We start from the raw sequence: 17,137 nt of genomic DNA on the forward strand, positions 1-17,137 counted from the left end.
AAACAAGTAAATTTGTATATAAAATATATTTTTTAAAATTCTAATGCATTTGATTTATTTTTAATTGTATTAATATCCTGGCCTTGCTGGGAGAGCTGAGCGCATTCATGAAAAGCATAATGCTTACACCCTTCACATTTTGCTGTATTCAAATGTCTTAAAGCACAGTTAATTGCGTCTCCTGTATGATCAAAAAAATTCTCTTTTCCAATCTCATCGTATAATCCATTTTTAGTTAGTGTTGTTTTCAACTCTGATTGTGTCCCCGAAATAAGAAGTACGCCACCTTGGTTTTTAAAATGTTGAACAATATTTCTAAAGTAGGATTCGCCTGTTGTATCAATAAAAGGAACCTTCCCCATACGTAATATTAATATTTTGGGTTGATAATGAATCGTTGCTAAAATGTTTTGTTCAAAAGTTTGTGCAGCTCCAAAAAATAATGGACCTTCTATTGTATAAATACTAATTTGCGGACAATCATGAGCTTTATTTACCACATGCGGTAATAATTTTTCATTCTTTGTTGTATGATCAGGAAGAACTTTTGACATGACAAGCATATTACTCATACGTTTTGTAAATAAAATAATAGCCAAAATAAGACCGATTTCCACAGCTGTTGTCAAACTGGTAAATACAGTGAGGAAAAAAGTTACCAATAATACAAGAGAATCCCCTGTCTTCATTTTAAGTATATGAGCAAAATGCTTTTGCTCACTCATGTTCCAAGCTACAACCATTAAAATAGGAGCCATGGTAGCAAGTGGGATGTGCGAAGCGTATGGAGCTAGCAGTAGAAGTGTAAATAACACAAAAAATCCGTGAATCACACCGGACATGGGTGAAACAGCTCCACTTTTAATATTAGTTGCTGTGCGCGCAATAGCTCCAGTTGCCGGAATTCCTCCAAATAACGGAGTAACAATATTAGCAATTCCTTGACCAATAAGCTCTTTATTACTGTTATGTTTACTATTTGTCATACCATCTGCGACAACAGCAGATAAAAGAGACTCAATGCCCCCCAACATAGCAATAACAAATGCAGGGCCAATTAAATGTTGGATACGTTCTACTGTAATCTCAGGTATATTGAATTGCGGTAGTGCATTTGGAATCGTACCATATGCTGTACCAATAGTAGGCACATGACCTGAGAAAAATATAGTTGCAATTACAGTTGAAATCACAATACCTACTAATGAACCGGGTAGTTTTGGCAAAATTTTGGGTGTTATGAGTATAATGAAAAAGCAAATCAGAGCAGTCACTACACTATAAAAATTAGTGGTACCGATATGAGTACTGATTTCTTTCAAGTTTGCTATAAAAGCCTCATGTTTTTTTATGCCTGTTAAACCTAAAAAACTAGCAATTTGCCCAGTGAATATAATAACAGCAATACCTGAAGTAAAACCAATTGTTACAGGACGTGGTATGAACTTAATTAACGAACCTAATTTAAAAATTCCCATAAGGCATAAGATAATTCCAGCCATCAAACCAGCGAGTAGTAAATTTTCATACCCATAAGTAATGACAATCCCTAAAAGAATGGGAACAAAAGCCCCTGTAGGCCCTCCAATTTGATACTTTGAACCACCAAATAGAGAAATAAGTATCCCGGCAATACACGTTGTATAAATTCCATACTCTGGTTTTACACCAGAAGCTATGGCAAAAGACATAGCAAGAGGAATCGCAACAACTCCAACAATCAGTCCTGAAAGAAGATCTTTTTGAAAATGCCCTAATGAATATCCTTCAAACCTTCCCGTAAATAAACCTCTCATTACAAACCCTTCTTTTCTCTTTTTAATAAACTCGGATTACAACTATGTGTCGCATTCGTTTTATACAGGAGGATTTAATTTTTATCAAAGAAAACGACATCCTAATACTTACTATAAGTTTTGCTTAAATGACGTTCTAATTTTCCTATATCTCCACCTTGTTGTACATGGAATTGTAATCTTTCCGCTAGAAGTTCTCCAGCTCGACTATCTAGCTTCTTCGTATCAATAAACGTAGTGACTTTTACTTTATCTGGAGTAATATCTCTACGAAACATCTGTCCTGGAATTTCAGTCCAAAAACGATTCCATTCTTCTAATAATCCTATTTGATCAAACAAAAAGTTCTGAATGCCGCATAACCATGCTGTACAAGCTGTATTCCTTTTTTGACATCCAATACCATCTTGTAAATGTTGACATGAAAAGCAACAAGAATATCCACTTTTTATGCAAACATTACAAACGTGATGAGCTCCTATAGAGTGAAATATCTCAATTCCATGTTGGATGATATCTTCTCTTTTAGCCTCATTGCTCAATTTATTCCTCCTTTACCATTTCGTTTTCTGCTTCATCTAGCTCTTCTAACATAGAAATTGTATCAATTAAATGATTGTTAAAAATTTTCCGCGCAACCACTAATAAATTCATAATCATAGGATCTCGAAGGGAGTATAATACTCGTTTTCCATCTTTAGTGCCAACAACAATATTTTTCGCGCGTAATACACTTAATTGTTGAGAAACTGCAGAACCTTCTTTTTTAAGAATGCTTTGAATTTCATTTACACTTTTTTCACCTTCTGATAGAAGTTCCAAAATCCCTATTCGTAAAGGATGCGATAAAGCTTTAAAGAAATCTGCTTTAAATTGTTGCATTTCGGTTCCCATTAAAACACCTCAAGTATATATTTACATTTAACATTTCAGAAGTATCCTATACATCTTCAAATGTTTGAATATGTATAGGATACTTCTAAAGCCAAGAATTATCAATACAAATTTAGAAACTTAAAATAGGTAAATAAATGGTTTTTGGTTGAAATTACGATTCTTTCTTTCGTACACAAAAATCCTATGTGTCCTAGACTATATTTCTAGATAAACCTTATACCTACAGGTTCAGAGGCTATTGAATAAGGGAGAAATAATGAATTTACATGAATAGACTCAAATAACATAAAAGCATTAAAGGAAAGAGGATTTACGGATTTATAAGAACGGAATATTTATGCAAGTAAAGGTGAGCTGTGAAAAAATGTAACAATCTAGTTATAGTATGACGAATAAAGAAAAGAACCCGTTAGTAAAAAACGGATTCTTTTCACTAGGTGTGCAAGAAATTCAAGGTGACTAGAATAAAATCACTTGTATTTTTTTAGGGCACGCACAAGTTTGAAAAAATATTTATTTGAACGTAAAAAGGGTTTATTCAAGATAAAGAAGCTTTTTGAAAAAGTAGGTGGACACCTAAAGGGAATTATTGAAAGACAAATTAATTTTGGTGGGTTACTTGAAGATTCGAGGGCAATTGTTATGCTACACATTGATAAATAGTAGGTTACTTATAAATTTCCTGAATTAGTAATTTTAGAAATTAAAGAAGATGTATAGACTTCATATCCCTAATTCGGATTCACTATATTTGATAGATTACCTGTATTTGTAAAAGAAATATTAAATACAAAGAGGTATTAAAACTACAAAAACAGAATATATAAATTTAAAGATAATTTTAAGGTAAATAAATCCATTAAAAGGTGATAATTTAGTATGTTTACAAAAAATTAGTAGAAATTAATAGTAATGTTTTGTTTGTTGATGTGTATAGGTGGGATTAATGTTAAGAATATTCAATATTAATAATATCAATTTACTATAGTTTACAATTATGTAAAACTATAACCAGGATGGATTTTCTTTAAAACTTATCACTAATAAAGATTTAAAGAAGTTTTTGTTTCATTTTCCATCAAGAAAAAAGCCAATTTTTATATTCATTGGCTTCTTTTAAATCCATACTCTTTTTCATTTATAATTTTACCACATCATCAAAATTTGTATAGAAAAATAATTTAAAAATTCAGACTAAAATACCCGTTGTTATGAATGGAATTGTAGGATTGTTTGGAGTTGGGTTCAAAAATGAATAGACTTGTTCAAATGGGATGAATCAAATCTATTAGAATTAGAAAGCGTTGTCATTAGTGGTGTAATATTGGAAACTATTATACCGCAGAGATTGGAATTATGAATAATAGAGAAATGAGAATTTGTATTTTAGATTTGCAAGATCATCATACTAGTTGTGTACATAAATATTGTATTGATGATTGAAAAATTGGAAAAGCAGCATGTCAAATAGGAACGGAATTGATTTTTGATGAAAAGGCTGCTAAAAGAAAAATAAAACTGAAGTGGGATTACATTTGCTAGCAAGCGCTGGTGTTAAGAAGGAATGGATATGTATAAGAAATGTACATCAATTTGAATGTCAAATAAGTAGTTTACGTAAACAGCAAAATCAATGTGGCTTGTAAATAATTAATTAAAAGTTGTAATAGAAGTGATAAGGATAGAAGTATTAATGGCCTTATTATAAGTATTATCTGAGAAACTAGCAAGAATTGTAGATAACGTAGTAGGATGCGAGAATTTATCAAATAAAATGAGGTGAATGAAACATGAAAGTAATTACGAAAAAAGCACAAATGATACCCTTAGAGGGGGAGGAGTTTTGTAATCTTCAAGCGGACGCAGAACAGTATAATGCGGAGAAGTGTAATATAGAAAGAGAGTATTTCAAGTTAGAAAAAAAATCAGTTAAAAATCGAACGACAGAAGAAAAATGGGATGAAAGATGCAAACAAGCAGTTCAATTATTTAATCAAGGGACCGAATATCCAGACATTGCGAAAATAGTAGGGTGCAAAGTGAGTAGTTTGTATAGAGAGCTCAAGAAACGTGGAGTATTAGAAATGCCAAAGCAAGCGGCACCCTCTAAAACATTAAGGTCACCCATAATACCAGCAAAAACAAAAAAATCTAAGTTTGAACGATATAAAGAGTATTATATGTATAAGTAGAAGGATTAAAGGTTATATAGTTATGTATCTGAATAATAACTGCATCTTAGATTCTCTATTTTTGATTTTTCATAAAGTACACTTTTAGACGTTACATTTAAATTCTTATCAACTCAGTTTTGGGGAATTAGCAAAGATATCAAAATATCAAAAACATACATTTGAATAAATATTAAGGAATTTTTGAGCACTTGCTCCTTAATTGTCGCTAATATGGTTAGTGCTACACACTCTTATGAAATGTATTAATCAAGCTGTACACCATATATAATTAATAGTCTTAATATATAGGTAAATATATATGATTTCTGCAAATGGAGGAGATATATAATGTTAACTGAATTACAAAAAAAGTTTTTCTCAAAATTAAAAATTCCCCCAAGAGAAAATGTGAAATTTGAAGATTTACATAGAATTCTTTTGCAGATGGGGCACTTATTACCTTATGAAAACTTAGACATCATGGAAGGAAATACGAAAGAATTTTCTAGAGAAAATATTGAAGAAAAGCTGCTTTTAAAGAAACGTGGCGGATTATGCTATGAAATTAATTCTTTATTATATTATTTTTTGTGTGATTGTGGATTTAATGTGTATCGAATAGCTGGAACTCTTTTTGATCCAAAAACAAGAAAGTGGAACCCTGATGATGGCCACGCACTTATCGTTTTACAACACCAAAATCAAAACTATATAATAGATGCTGGTTTCGCATCCTATCTTCCTTTATATCCTGTACCTTTTAATGGTGCCAGTATAACTTCTGTAACGGGTGAATATCGTGTTCGTAAACAAAATACGGAGAAAGGAACCCATGTGTTTGAAATGAAAAAAGGAAAAAATGGAGAAACTTCGCATTTTTTTGATTCGGACCTTAGTGATACCTGGTCTATCGGTTATGCTTTTTATTTAAATGCAATTAATGAAAAGAAAGTGAATGCTATACAAAACATGGTTATAGAGCATCCAGAATCGCCAGTAAATAAGGGGAATATTATTTGCAAATTAATTGAACACGGGCATATTGCACTTACTAAGCAAAGTTTTACAGAAACCCGGCATGGAAAGAAAATTAAAAAAGAAATAACAGAGAAACAATATCATCAAATACTTAAAAATGAATTCAATATTTTTTAGACAAGTAAGATGTAGAAAGTAAACTATAAGATTTTCAATGTATTACGCCCTCATTTGTAGAAAAATGGGGGTTTTTAATTAATAAGTGCTTAAAAAGTTCTGAAATATTTTTATTTTTATGAATTTTTCTATTGTTAATAGGATAAATTCAGCGATATATAACTTAAATTTATAACGAAATACTATAAATGCTTATTGAATAACAGTGAAAATAACATCAAATATATCCATTTTATTAAAATAGTACTACATTCATGGGGAATTTGTTCAATTGTATATAGAGAGATATTATTTTAAATAGTTATTAATAACGAAAGAGGAGAGGGAAAATTATGTTCAATCAAAGAACAAGAAATGGCGTCAAAAAAATCCTAGCAATTACAGCAGCTAGCACGGTGTTTTCGATGTTTGGATCATCAATTTCTATCATAGAGGCGGCGTCTGCTCCAGGAGTTTATGTTACACCTAAAAATAGTGTTTCTTCAGATATTATTAGTATAGACTGGTCTCCTGTTCAAACAGCACCTTATACATATTGGGCTGTACATAACTGGAACCAGGGGGGAGAAGCTGGTGGGTATGCTGGATTCCAACAACAAAGCGGTTTTGATGAAAATGGAAAGCGTACTTTGCACTTTGCAGTTTGGGATCCTATTTCTTCTAAGGAAGCAATAAAAGCAGAATATGTATCCCCTACATCAGTTGCAAGTAATTTTGGTGGAGAAGGAACAGGTCTTAAAATTCAGACGACATATGATTGGAAGAATTATAATTGGTATCGCATGACAATGCGTTCTTGGCAAGAGAATGGACACACAAAATTTGGACAGTGGTTAAAAGATGTTTCAAAAAACCAATGGAAGCTTATTGGGATTATGGACTTTCCAGTTCCTAACGTTACATTTAACTATGGACAAACGCTGTTTCAAGAAGACTGGCTTGGTAATGGACAAGATGTAAGAGAGGCACGTGTAAAAAATGGATATGGAAGAAATATCTCAGATAAAAAATGGACATCTTGGAATACTCAATCAATAGAGGGGCAAGAGCCATTGAATAATAATTGGGATGGGGGAGCTACTTCAGAATATCTTTGGTTTAAGGCTGGGGGAGACTCTCGATCAACTATTGGAACAGGAAAAACATTTACGTTAAATCAACCTAGCCAACCTGAAATAGGAAAACTAGATTATGATGTAAAGTCTATGTATTATGAAAATGAAAAATTAAATATAACTTGGCAATTAAAAGATAGTAGTACACCTCAATTTAAGGGGAAAATTGAAATTTATAATAATGAAAATATGACGGGCCAACCGATTAACGTAATTAATGATATTAAATCTTACCAAAATGGAATCAGTCAATCTATATCATTACCAACAAATACTTATGCAAAAATTGTATTAACAGATATATTTGATCAAACTGTGGAAAAAAAGGTGAAAATCAAAAATGAATCTCCAAACATTTTAGAAGGGGATCGGTTTGCATGGTCGATGAAGGGTATAGGAGATTTTGAATTTGCAAAACTTGATTTAAATAAATCAACAGAAGAATTGCAAGTTAGTTTAATAGCAGGTACACCACACAATTATTTTGATAGCACGTATGCAAGTATTAAAGTACAGGATACATCAGGTAAAGTGGTATATAACAAAGAGATTTATGGGAATAACAAACAAAATGCTGAATCAAAAACAGTCCCAGTAAAAGTAGGCAATTTTATTGAGCTTACACACCTAGAAGGTGGAGAGAGAGCGACATTAACAAATCTGGATAATAATAAATGCGAAAGCTTTGATAAAAAAGTAATATATGAAGTTACAAAGGATGGCCTGAAGAAAGTAAATCAAATTGTTAATCCGAAACCGGACACAGAAGCTCCAACACAGCCACAAGGATTATATGCAAGCAATGTTGCATCAGACAGTGTAGAGCTAAAATGGAATCCTTCTACAGACAATGTGGGTGTAAAAGAATATCAAGTGTTACGTGATGGACAATTGATTCAAATGGTACAAGGAACGACGTTTACTGATCAAAACTTAACAGCTAATAAGGAATATAAATATGCAGTGAGGGCTGTAGATGCAACTGGAAATACATCGATTCAAAGTGATATTCTTCCAATTAAAACAAAAGATCAAAATGTATCTTATGAAAAATGGGATCCAAAGAAGGCATATACAAAGGGCGATAAAGTAGAGTATCAAGGGAAATTTTATGAAGCGGTTCAAAGCTATCAAGGAAATGGAGATCCTACTTGGATATTTGCCTTATCTTTATGGCAACCATTTAAAATGATATAAAAGTCTTTTACTTAATTTTTATATATTAATTAAGTGTTCGCAAAAATATGTTTAGATTTTAGCAGAAGATTTCAAAATTGTAAGGGAAAAACTTAAAAACTGTATATAAAGTAAATGGTAGTAAAAATACCAAATCTGAATTTTGTTAAGAAAATGTACTGAAAAAATTGATTATATCAAATGGGAAATAGCTTTATCACTGAGAGAAAAAAACTGTACACAGGGCATCTAAAAAGATACCTTAGCAATAACGACAATTAGGGAGAAGTATTAACTAAGGTATCTGGGTGGATGGTTGCATAGTAAATATGCAATTTTGAGCATTGTTGAATGTATTGGGATATTCAACAAGTTCAGAGTAACACAAAGTTTCTGTTAATTCAGCCGGTAAATTTGTCCAAAAATACGGGTCTATAAATCCACTTTTTATCTCTAGTGTGGATTTATAGATCCTAACAAACGTGTGATTTGAATTTAAAGTAATACCTTTAGAGACTTTTACTTGTCTATTATGAAAATTACACGATTTAGGGAAGTTTCTGAGCATATCGTTAAGATTAGACCACAGGATAAATATAATACTTAAATCATGAGAATCGACAATATCTATGCATATCTTGTCATAACACCAAGACTTTTGGTAACTCTTTATTAATTAGGGGAGAGGTCGTGTTTGATGAGAATGATAATCTGATTAGGAGGCATAGAGATGGAACTAACTAAATTGGAAAAGGTAATTGTTATTAGTACATTTGTTCAAGGGTTAGGTGAGGAATTCCTGGAAAATAGCAAGGAAACCCATTCTTTAAAACAACTACTTAGGGAGATAGAAAAGGTGTTTAATGATTCAACACCGGATCAAATGCGAGAAGCAGCTGAAAGTGTGTTAGAAAAATTCATTTATGATTTAATAAAAGAAAACAATCTTCCACTACTAAAAAATTAATTAAGGCTTAGTGCGAGAACGAGAGGGCAGTAAGGCAATGCCTATAAGGAATCGTTACCGTATCCCTATAAAAATTAATATCAAGCTTGCATAAGGAATGATATATAAAGAGTTTATTCTCTTTATATATGCCAAAAGTCAGTTACTTGTTTTCGAGAATCATGTTTTCTAACAATCTTCATTATTTTTTGCATTGTATTTGGTGATGGTACATAATCCTTGTCATTACACAGTTGGCCTAATGTATTTCTGTTTACTTTACTAGCTTTAGAAAAATCCTGAATTGAGTAATCGTAGCTAGCTAAAAATTTAGCTAGCTTTGTTCTATGTCTTCCAATACCTCTACCCCACACGCTAATCTCCTCCATAATCTTTTTTAATCATCCTTGTCCAAAATGCAAAAAACTATACGCAATTGCAAAGAAAAATTTGCATATTGTACAAGCTATTCACAATAAGATGTATCAAGGTTGCTACCAAATTAGCTATCAAGGTAACTCTACCAAATTTCTAAGTTTGTAAGCCCATGTATCATCAACATTCAAAATTCTGTTTATAAAGGGGAAATTTATATGTTAACTACATTTATCTCTTTAGGAGCTTTAGGAGTAACGACAATTGGAGGGGCGTTGTTAGAAAAGCATCTTGTGAAAAATGATCATGTTGCAGCAGCGAAACTTGTAAGTGATGGAATATATCATGGAATGAGGATAGGTGGAGTTTGTTTCATTGGGTATGTATTCATTCAAATTGTGGAGATGTTTTAAGGAGGAAATTACATGGGGATTTTAAAGGATTGGCTTCATAAACAAAGTTTGAAGAATCGACTTATAGAGGTATTTACAAAGGCAGGTTTATATGTAGACCATCAAACAAGAGGTGGAAAAGTACCCATTTATCCGAAGATACATGACATTTTTTCCTCGAAAGAAAAGGTTCGATACATATTTACCATTCCAAACGGATTAGATCCGAAAAATATTGAAAAGAAGTGGTTTTGCTTTCAACAAATATTAGGGCGTAATGTAGCAATTGAAGGTGATATTAAAAGGTTTGTACTTAATGTGTTTCTTTCGGATGCTGGGCTACAAGCATACAATTACAGTTATAAGAAGTGGCAGCCATTACTTATACAACATCATCTTCCTGTAATTGTGGGGCGTGACCAATTTGGAAATATGATTACGTATGACATGATTGCTTCAAACACGCCGCATCTTCTAATTGCAGGAGAGACGGGGAGCGGGAAAAGTAGTATGGTACGCGTTGTACTGTCTACACTTATTCAATATATGTCTCCTGATAAATTACATTTGTACCTGGGCGATTTGAAGAATTCCGAATTTCATTTCTTGCGAAGGGTGAAACACGTAAAAGAGGTTTGCATGGAAGAAATAGAAATGAAGATTATGCTGCAGAAAGTGTGGAAGGAAATACGCGAACGTAGAAAATTGATGGAAGAGTATGAAGTAGATCATATTGACGAATACAACAAATTAAATCCTGATAATCAGAAACCATATATCTTACTTGCTATCGACGAAGTGGTTATGTTGCAAGATGAAAAGGAATGTATGTCTATAGTTGAAAAAATATCGGCAGTCGGAAGGGCACTTGGAGTTTTTTTAATGCTAAGTATGCAACGACCTGATGCAAAAGTGTTGGATGGTAAGTTAAAGCTCAATATGACGGTTAGAATGGGCTTTAAATGTGATAGTACAATTAATAGTAATATTATGGGTACTCCTGGTTCAGAACGCTTGGAGCAATCTGGCCAAATGATATTAAAGTTAAATGGATTAAAGAAAGTACAATCTCCTTATTTAGAATTAAGTAAAGCCAAGAAGATAGTTGAACCTTATCGCGTTCCGAAAGAGAATATAAAGTTGCAAAACCTACCACAAGAAGAAAATCAATTATTCGGGGTGTTAGATTATGAGGAATAGAGACAAAGCCATACTAAACAATTTGAAGCGTTTTAGATGTATGTCTCGTGATGATATTATTGATTTGCATTTTCAAGGATTAAAGAACGCGGTTACATGCTGTAATACGGTGATGAAGCGATTAAGAAGAGATGGTCATGTGAATGCCAATATCTCGCAACAGCCATACATTTACTTCCCTCAATCCAGCACACTTCGCAAAACTAGCCAAAAGATTCCCCACTTTCTAGGCATATTAGATGTGTATAAACAGCTTATCTATTATGAAAAACCTAAACTGTTTAAAGTGGAGCCAAAGTACGGTAAAGAATTCATGGAACCAGATGCATTTACAATTTGGCGTAGATCTCCATTTTTCATTGAAGTCCAGAAGTCAGTTTACAGCAAAAAAGTTATGCAAGATAAAATAAATAGGTATGAATTATACTTCCACAGTCAGGAATGGCATAACGAATCTTGGCAGCCAAAAGAATCTAAATTCTTTCCATCAATACTTATAATTACTGAAAAGTATTATAATATCAGCTCTTTTAGCCTACGCATTTTTCAAGCTTCTTCAATTAGTAATTTCTTGAATAGCCTTGCTGTAAAAGCACAGTAACAGTCCCTAATTAGGTTTTTCTTTCTAAAGAGGTTTCTTAATTTACATCTACGTTTATTAGGTCATCATTGACTGAATTAGTTCATATATATTTTGCCAATGTGAATTCTAATACAGTTTCTGTTATTAATACAAGTAGCAATGCTGTTATAGCAACAATTTCAGTATATACATTCCTTAGTGGTATTTCTATAACACTAAATGGTTAAAAAGCTTTTGTAGTAATAGAAGTATTTTTCGGAATCTATTTCTTAACGATTCGCCTCTCATCAATAACATATGATAATTGATATTAATCAGTATCTTTTATTTGATACAATCGTTTGATTAGGCGTTCTTAAGTAGTGTTTGTTAACCTTCCGGGAACATAGTTACTTTCAGCGCATCGTCTCTTTAGTTACCGAATCAATTCCACATACTTTTGGTAGGAGGAATATTACCTGGGATTTCGAAAAATGTTTACATATCCTTATAACAATAATTGATATTGGATGTTTTCTACCTTAAAAGCTAGTTAGGCGATAAAAATAACATGAATGGACATAATAAGTTTGGTAAATTCATGTATTACTTTTTTAATCCTAGGTATTATATTGCTTATAAAAGGATGTGTTAGAAGTGAGAATTGGAGTAGTTAAAGAGATAAAAAAGGGAGAAGCACGTGTAGGAATGACCCCTGAAAATGTTCGGAAGTTAGTTGAAGAAGGGCATCAAATCTTAGTAGAAAAAGATGCAGGTATTGGATCAGGATATACAAATGATGAATATACAGGCGCAGGTGCAAATTTAGTAGCACAAGGAGAAGCTTGGGAAGTCGATATGGTAGTTAAAGTAAAAGAACCATTACCTGAAGAATATCGTTACTTTAAAAAAGATCTTATAATCTGGGGTTTTTTACATCTGGCTGCGTCGAAAGAGTGTGTCGAAGCACTGAGAAATGCTGGTACTACTGCAATTGCAGGAGAAACAATTAGCGAAGATGGTGTTTTGACATTATTAAAGCCAATGAGTGCAATTGCTGGGCGTCGTGCTGTATTCATGGGAGCATATTATTTAGAAAAACAACATCAAGGAGAAGGGATTTTATTATCAGGTATTGAGGGAATTCCTGCCGGAAATGTAGTTATTTTAGGTGGAGGAAATGCTGCAACTAATGCTTGTGATATGGCAATTGGAATTGGATGTAGTGTTACAATCCTAGAGGTTAATCAAGAAAGAATTGCATATTTAAGAAAGCAATACGCAACAGAAGAAGTAAATATAATTGAATCTAATACTGAAAATCTAGAGCGAACGATTAAAGAAGCAGATTTATTTATTTCAACAATTTTAATACCAGGATCTCGCCCTCCTAAAATTGTTAAAGAGTATATGGTTCAATCTATGAAGCCAGGAAGTGTCATTGTGGATATTGCAATAGATCAAGGTGGTACGGTAGAGACAGTCGATCATTATACAACTCATGATAATCCTATATTTATTAAGCATGATGTAATCCATTATGCAGTACCAAATATGCCTGGTGCTACTCCACGTACTTCAACTATGGCCTTAGCAAATGGAAATATTGAGTATTTACTAGAAATAGCTAAAAATGGATTGGAGAATGCAATCCAAAATAAACCGGGTTTAGCGACGGGGGTAAATATTTACAAAGGGACAATAACTTATGAGAATTTAGGTACAACACTAGAATTAGATTATAATCCATTGAAAGAAGTGTTAATATGAGTAATGAGATTTTACCACTTAACATTGGGAATATAAAAAAAGCAAAAAAAATTTTAGATGGAAATGCTAGAAAAACGCCTTTGGTTAAATCTTTCTATTTAACCAGTAAAACCGGTGGAGAAATTTATTTGAAGTTAGAAAATATGCAGTTAACGGGTTCATTCAAGTTTCGTGGTGCATTTAATAAAATTTCCCAACTAACAAATGAAGAAAAAGAACGTGGTGTAATCGCTTGTTCAGCTGGAAATCATGCACAAGGTGTTGCATTATCTTCTCATTTACTTAAAATTCAAAGCAAAATTGTGATGCCAACCTCTGCACCGCAAGCTAAAGTGGATGCGACGAGAGGATATGGTTCTGAAGTTATTTTATACGGTGATACATTTGATGATGCAAAAGCGAAATGTGAAGAAATTATAAAAGAAACAGGCGAAACATACCTACATCCATATGATGATGTAGAAGTAATGGCTGGCCAAGGGACAATTGGGTTAGATATTCTGGATGATATGTGGGATGTTGATACTGTTATTGTACCTATTGGTGGAGGAGGAATTATTTCAGGAATTGCTGTAGCGCTGAAATCATTTAATCCCTCCATTAATATTATTGGAGTTCAAGCTGAAAACGTACACGGTATGAAAGCTTCTTATGATGCTGGAGAAATTGTATCACATTATAAAGCTCCAACAATAGCGGATGGTTGTGCAGTTAAAATACCTGGAAATTTAACCTTTGAAATTGTAAAAAACCTAGTAGATGAAATTGTGACTGTATCGGAAGAAGAATTAGAAGTAGCGATGAAAGACTTATTGCAACGCGGAAAGGCTGTCGTAGAAGGTGCGGGAGCATTAGCAACAGCCGCTCTTCTTGCAGGCAAAGTTGATAAATATGTACAGGGTAAAAAAGTAGTAGCGGTTATTTCAGGTGGCAATGTGGATTTAAAACGTATTTCAAGTGTATGTGAGCATTTCTTTGTTGCCAATGAAGTAAAATAACGATTGATGAATGTATATAATAAGTTGATATTGCTAAAAAGGAGCTAGGATGAAACATCTTAGTTCTTTTTTGTAATATCAGGATACTATTTAGACAGAGTTTGTTTAAAAACAAACTCTTATACAAGGGGTACAGCCACATCGCTATCAAGCTAAGCTTACGCAAAGTCAATTTTAAACGAGATTATTTCTTTTTTCTAAAGGACAAGTGTAGATGATTGAAAGATTTGCATACGAAATAAACCCTAACGGGTTTCACTTTTTTGAATTAAGCGGCTTGATTTTCAGACATGGTACAATTGTAAACGACACCTAATATATCAAAGACCGTTTTTTTCTCATATCGATGAGATTTCCGCCCGTTTTGCTGCAGGAGATTGAACAGGCGAAGTAACACCTTTGATAGCTCTTGGGTGTTTTTTTGTATAGTTTGGAATAAAAGAAGAAAATAGTCTTTAATCATATATATGGCTTTATACTCACTAAGCTCTCGTTTTTTCTTTATGAGAAGCAATTGGCGCATTTGAAACATGATAGAGGAACAGAGTAGAATTGCAATCAATTGACCATATAAATGGCACTCTAATCGTTCTGGTTTTATCTTTTTACAATGATGAATTTGAAAGAATGACTTCCACGTTTTAAATAAAATTTCGATTTGCCAACGCAAAGAATACCAGTCATGTACCTGTCCCATCGGGACAATATCTGTAGGGGTGTTTGTCATATATACATTGATACTACTGAGTCGTTTACTACGAGGAGAATACTTCATTCCTTTCTTTTTTTCTCTTACAGCTTGATCTTGTAATCGTTTTTGTTGCTGTTGTTTTGTTAATCGATGAACAATTACACGAGCGGGCACTTTGAATCTCTTGAGCAAATAATTGTAATTCGTTAGACACAGAAACAGACATAAAAAACGCCATCCTTTCCTATAATTCTACAGAAAGAATAGCGTATTTTTTCATTTGAAGGGAAAATTTTGTTTTATTAGTTTGATAGCGATTGAGTAGCGCCAAAGCGTTTAAGAATAAAACTGTACAACAGTTACTTGTTAAGTATTCTATATTTCAGTTAAAAAGAATTTTTAAAAATCAGTACGTTTATAAATTCTCACCGTTAAGAAGTAAGAACCGATAAATATAAGCATGGTAACGATTGAAGCAAGTGCAATTAGTTGATTAATAGTAAATTGTGTAGTAACACTATATACAAGTTCAGTAATATGCACATATGCCTCAAGTGGTCTCCATAAAACAACACATACAGGGAAAATAATGGTGACAGCAGCCATCAAATATTTATTGGTGAAGCGATAGAAAAATGGTAAGTAGATAGACGTAAACAACATGACAGTAAGAACACTAACCATAATTGTCTGTGGAGTTTCAATTTCAACTCCATAATTCGGGGATGCAACTTGAATTACTGCTTGAATCAATAATGAAAATAGAACTACTAGAATTGTAAACAACACTGTACCGATATATTTTGACATAATAATTTTATTTCTACTATAAGGTAGGCTATTAATAAATTTGTGACTATTATTCTTTTCGTCGTAATAATGTAGATTTATCATATAAGAACCAGCCACCAAAACGACTATGAACCCAAAACTTCCAAACGTCCCTATAAAAAAGCATATACCAAGTAGATAGAATAAGATCATTAATTTTTGCAATCGAAAATCCTTTAATATTAAATTATACATATTGAATATTCCCCTTTTTTGTATAGTACATAATATCGTCTAATGTCGCTTCTTCAATTAATACATCATTTCCTAATTGCGTACGTGAACGGCTGGCGTTACTTGTGAGTGCTTCAAATCCCACGTTTGTTTCACGAATCCCGATTAATTGTTCTCTGATTTTCGGCGTAAGCAAGGATTTATCCCCTTTTACAGTTGCATATTCTTCAGAAATACTATGTATATCTTTCTCAAATACAATCTCTCCATTATGAATAAATACAATAAAATCAGCAATACGATCTAAATCGGTGGTAATATGTGTGGAGAAAAAGATTGTTTTATCCTGATCGACCATTAAATCATAAAGGATGTCTAAAAGTTCTCTTCGAAATACAGGATCGAGTCCAGATGTCGGTTCATCCATAAGTATAAATTCGGCATGGTGTGAAAGTGCAAACGCAAGGGAAGTCTTCATTTTCATCCCTGTAGACATCTCTTTCATTTTTATGTTAGTCGGTAACTCAAAGCGCTGTAAGTAGGATTGGAACTGATTTTCATCCCATTTTTTATACGCTGGAGCAATGAATTTTTTCAGTTGATGAATTGTCATATCTTCATAATAGATATTGTCATCGTATACGAATCCTATACGCTCTTTAATAGAAACTTGGTCCTTTTGATGATCTTTACCAAACACTGTGATTTCTCCACTATCCTTGCTAATAAGATCCATAATAAGTTTAATTGTCGTACTTTTCCCAGCACCATTTGCACCAATAAATCCCGTTACAAACCCCTTTTTGATGTTGAACGATGCATTTTTTAAAGAAAATCCCTTATATGTTTTTGAAACATTTTTCACTTCTACAATGTTCTCCATAT

General features: G+C 32.8%; 16 protein-coding genes and 1 pseudogene. 10 read left to right on the top strand and 7 right to left on the bottom strand.

Annotation, left to right across the window (positions count from 1 at the left end; genetic code table 11):
- Positions 1-32: 32 nt before the first annotated feature.
- The 3 genes from DOS87_RS17385 to DOS87_RS17395 form a co-directional block, all read right to left on the bottom strand.
- Positions 33-1,796 carry a SulP family inorganic anion transporter gene (locus DOS87_RS17385; protein ID WP_208730048.1) on the bottom strand — a complete coding sequence of 588 codons (1,764 nt, stop codon included), beginning with the start codon at positions 1,794-1,796 and terminating at the stop codon, positions 33-35.
- A gap of 101 nt (positions 1,797-1,897) precedes the next feature.
- Positions 1,898-2,338, bottom strand: coding sequence for a hypothetical protein (locus DOS87_RS17390; RefSeq protein WP_000064031.1), 441 nt, complete (start codon positions 2,336-2,338; stop codon positions 1,898-1,900).
- Between the two features lies 1 nt (position 2,339).
- On the bottom strand, positions 2,340-2,690 hold the full coding sequence (locus tag DOS87_RS17395; protein ID WP_000536397.1) for an ArsR/SmtB family transcription factor: 351 nt from the start codon (positions 2,688-2,690) through the stop codon (positions 2,340-2,342).
- 1,793 nt (positions 2,691-4,483) lie between these two features.
- On the opposite strand from DOS87_RS17395, the gene DOS87_RS17400 reads away from it, so the two are divergent.
- From DOS87_RS17400 to DOS87_RS17415, 4 genes are all read left to right on the top strand, one after another.
- Positions 4,484-4,885 (top strand): hypothetical protein, encoded by a 402-nt coding sequence (locus DOS87_RS17400; protein WP_000864835.1) that lies wholly within the window; start codon positions 4,484-4,486, stop codon positions 4,883-4,885.
- Positions 4,886-5,215: 330 nt separating this feature from the next.
- The gene (locus DOS87_RS17405; RefSeq protein ID WP_071714062.1) at positions 5,216-6,022 is read left to right on the top strand and encodes an arylamine N-acetyltransferase family protein; all 807 of its coding nucleotides are present in this window, start codon (positions 5,216-5,218) and stop codon (positions 6,020-6,022) included.
- 332 nt (positions 6,023-6,354) lie between these two features.
- Positions 6,355-8,334: a DUF3472 domain-containing protein gene (locus DOS87_RS17410; RefSeq protein ID WP_208730049.1), complete on the top strand. Its 1,980-nt coding sequence runs from the start codon at positions 6,355-6,357 to the stop codon at positions 8,332-8,334.
- 709 nt (positions 8,335-9,043) lie between these two features.
- A complete protein-coding gene (locus DOS87_RS17415; RefSeq protein ID WP_097925372.1) occupies positions 9,044-9,280 on the top strand; it encodes a hypothetical protein in 237 nt (78 codons plus the stop codon).
- A gap of 122 nt (positions 9,281-9,402) precedes the next feature.
- On the opposite strand, the gene DOS87_RS17420 is transcribed toward DOS87_RS17415, so the two are convergent.
- The gene (locus DOS87_RS17420) at positions 9,403-9,633 is read right to left on the bottom strand and encodes a helix-turn-helix domain-containing protein (RefSeq protein ID WP_000264559.1); all 231 of its coding nucleotides are present in this window, start codon (positions 9,631-9,633) and stop codon (positions 9,403-9,405) included.
- Positions 9,634-9,852: 219 nt separating this feature from the next.
- Between DOS87_RS17420 and DOS87_RS17425 the strand changes: the two genes are divergently transcribed.
- The 6 genes from DOS87_RS17425 (at position 9,853) to tdcB (ending at position 14,556) form a co-directional block, all read left to right on the top strand.
- Positions 9,853-10,047, top strand: a complete 195-nt coding sequence (locus DOS87_RS17425; protein ID WP_097925370.1) for a hypothetical protein — start codon at positions 9,853-9,855, stop codon at positions 10,045-10,047.
- A 12-nt stretch (positions 10,048-10,059) separates the two neighbouring features.
- A complete protein-coding gene (locus DOS87_RS17430) occupies positions 10,060-11,226 on the top strand; it encodes an FtsK/SpoIIIE domain-containing protein (protein ID WP_097961226.1) in 1,167 nt (388 codons plus the stop codon).
- On the top strand, positions 11,216-11,827 hold the full coding sequence (locus tag DOS87_RS17435; protein WP_016513387.1) for a replication-relaxation family protein: 612 nt from the start codon (positions 11,216-11,218) through the stop codon (positions 11,825-11,827). Before DOS87_RS17430 ends, DOS87_RS17435 begins: the two co-directional genes overlap by 11 nt.
- A 68-nt stretch (positions 11,828-11,895) precedes the next feature.
- Positions 11,896-12,036, top strand: coding sequence for a hypothetical protein (locus DOS87_RS17440; protein ID WP_369812842.1), 141 nt, complete (start codon positions 11,896-11,898; stop codon positions 12,034-12,036).
- 409 nt (positions 12,037-12,445) lie between these two features.
- Complete coding sequence (ald, locus tag DOS87_RS17445) at positions 12,446-13,558, top strand: alanine dehydrogenase (RefSeq protein ID WP_208730050.1); 1,113 nt, start codon at positions 12,446-12,448, stop codon at positions 13,556-13,558.
- Positions 13,555-14,556 carry a bifunctional threonine ammonia-lyase/L-serine ammonia-lyase TdcB gene (tdcB, locus tag DOS87_RS17450; RefSeq protein ID WP_098312199.1) on the top strand — a complete coding sequence of 334 codons (1,002 nt, stop codon included), beginning with the start codon at positions 13,555-13,557 and terminating at the stop codon, positions 14,554-14,556. The genes ald and tdcB overlap by 4 nt, the downstream gene beginning before the upstream one ends.
- A gap of 268 nt (positions 14,557-14,824) precedes the next feature.
- Here tdcB and DOS87_RS17455 read toward each other — a convergent pair.
- The 3 genes and pseudogenes from DOS87_RS17455 to DOS87_RS17465 form a co-directional block, all read right to left on the bottom strand.
- Positions 14,825-15,427 (bottom strand): annotated as a pseudogene (locus DOS87_RS17455) (IS4-like element ISBce7 family transposase); the annotation flags it as partial.
- 219 nt (positions 15,428-15,646) lie between these two features.
- Positions 15,647-16,273: an ABC-2 transporter permease gene (locus tag DOS87_RS17460; protein ID WP_208730051.1), complete on the bottom strand. Its 627-nt coding sequence runs from the start codon at positions 16,271-16,273 to the stop codon at positions 15,647-15,649.
- Positions 16,266-17,135 carry an ABC transporter ATP-binding protein gene (locus DOS87_RS17465; RefSeq protein WP_071714055.1) on the bottom strand — a complete coding sequence of 290 codons (870 nt, stop codon included), beginning with the start codon at positions 17,133-17,135 and terminating at the stop codon, positions 16,266-16,268. Before DOS87_RS17465 ends, DOS87_RS17460 begins: the two co-directional genes overlap by 8 nt.
- Positions 17,136-17,137 lie beyond the last annotated feature (2 nt).

Origin of the sequence: Bacillus sp. CR71 (genome assembly GCF_003429245.1) — a bacterium.
Lineage (GTDB): Bacteria > Bacillota > Bacilli > Bacillales > Bacillaceae_G > Bacillus_A > Bacillus_A thuringiensis_S.

What these genes read in the sequence shown, in the direction of transcription:
- DOS87_RS17425 (WP_097925370.1), top strand. Translation starts at nt 9,853, where the DNA reads ATGTTAACTACATTTATCTCTTTAGGAGCTTTAGGAGTAACGACAATT.
- DOS87_RS17400 (WP_000864835.1), top strand. Translation starts at nt 4,484, where the DNA reads ATGAAAGTAATTACGAAAAAAGCACAAATGATACCCTTAGAGGGGGAG.
- DOS87_RS17385 (WP_208730048.1), bottom strand. Translation starts at nt 1,796, where the DNA reads ATGAGAGGTTTATTTACGGGAAGGTTTGAAGGATATTCATTAGGGCAT.
- DOS87_RS17460 (WP_208730051.1), bottom strand. Translation starts at nt 16,273, where the DNA reads ATGTATAATTTAATATTAAAGGATTTTCGATTGCAAAAATTAATGATC.
- DOS87_RS17410 (WP_208730049.1), top strand. Translation starts at nt 6,355, where the DNA reads ATGTTCAATCAAAGAACAAGAAATGGCGTCAAAAAAATCCTAGCAATT.
- DOS87_RS17435 (WP_016513387.1), top strand. Translation starts at nt 11,216, where the DNA reads ATGAGGAATAGAGACAAAGCCATACTAAACAATTTGAAGCGTTTTAGA.
- DOS87_RS17405 (WP_071714062.1), top strand. Translation starts at nt 5,216, where the DNA reads ATGTTAACTGAATTACAAAAAAAGTTTTTCTCAAAATTAAAAATTCCC.
- DOS87_RS17415 (WP_097925372.1), top strand. Translation starts at nt 9,044, where the DNA reads ATGGAACTAACTAAATTGGAAAAGGTAATTGTTATTAGTACATTTGTT.
- tdcB (WP_098312199.1), top strand. Translation starts at nt 13,555, where the DNA reads ATGAGTAATGAGATTTTACCACTTAACATTGGGAATATAAAAAAAGCA.
- DOS87_RS17430 (WP_097961226.1), top strand. Translation starts at nt 10,060, where the DNA reads ATGGGGATTTTAAAGGATTGGCTTCATAAACAAAGTTTGAAGAATCGA.
- DOS87_RS17395 (WP_000536397.1), bottom strand. Translation starts at nt 2,690, where the DNA reads ATGGGAACCGAAATGCAACAATTTAAAGCAGATTTCTTTAAAGCTTTA.
- DOS87_RS17465 (WP_071714055.1), bottom strand. Translation starts at nt 17,135, where the DNA reads ATGGAGAACATTGTAGAAGTGAAAAATGTTTCAAAAACATATAAGGGA.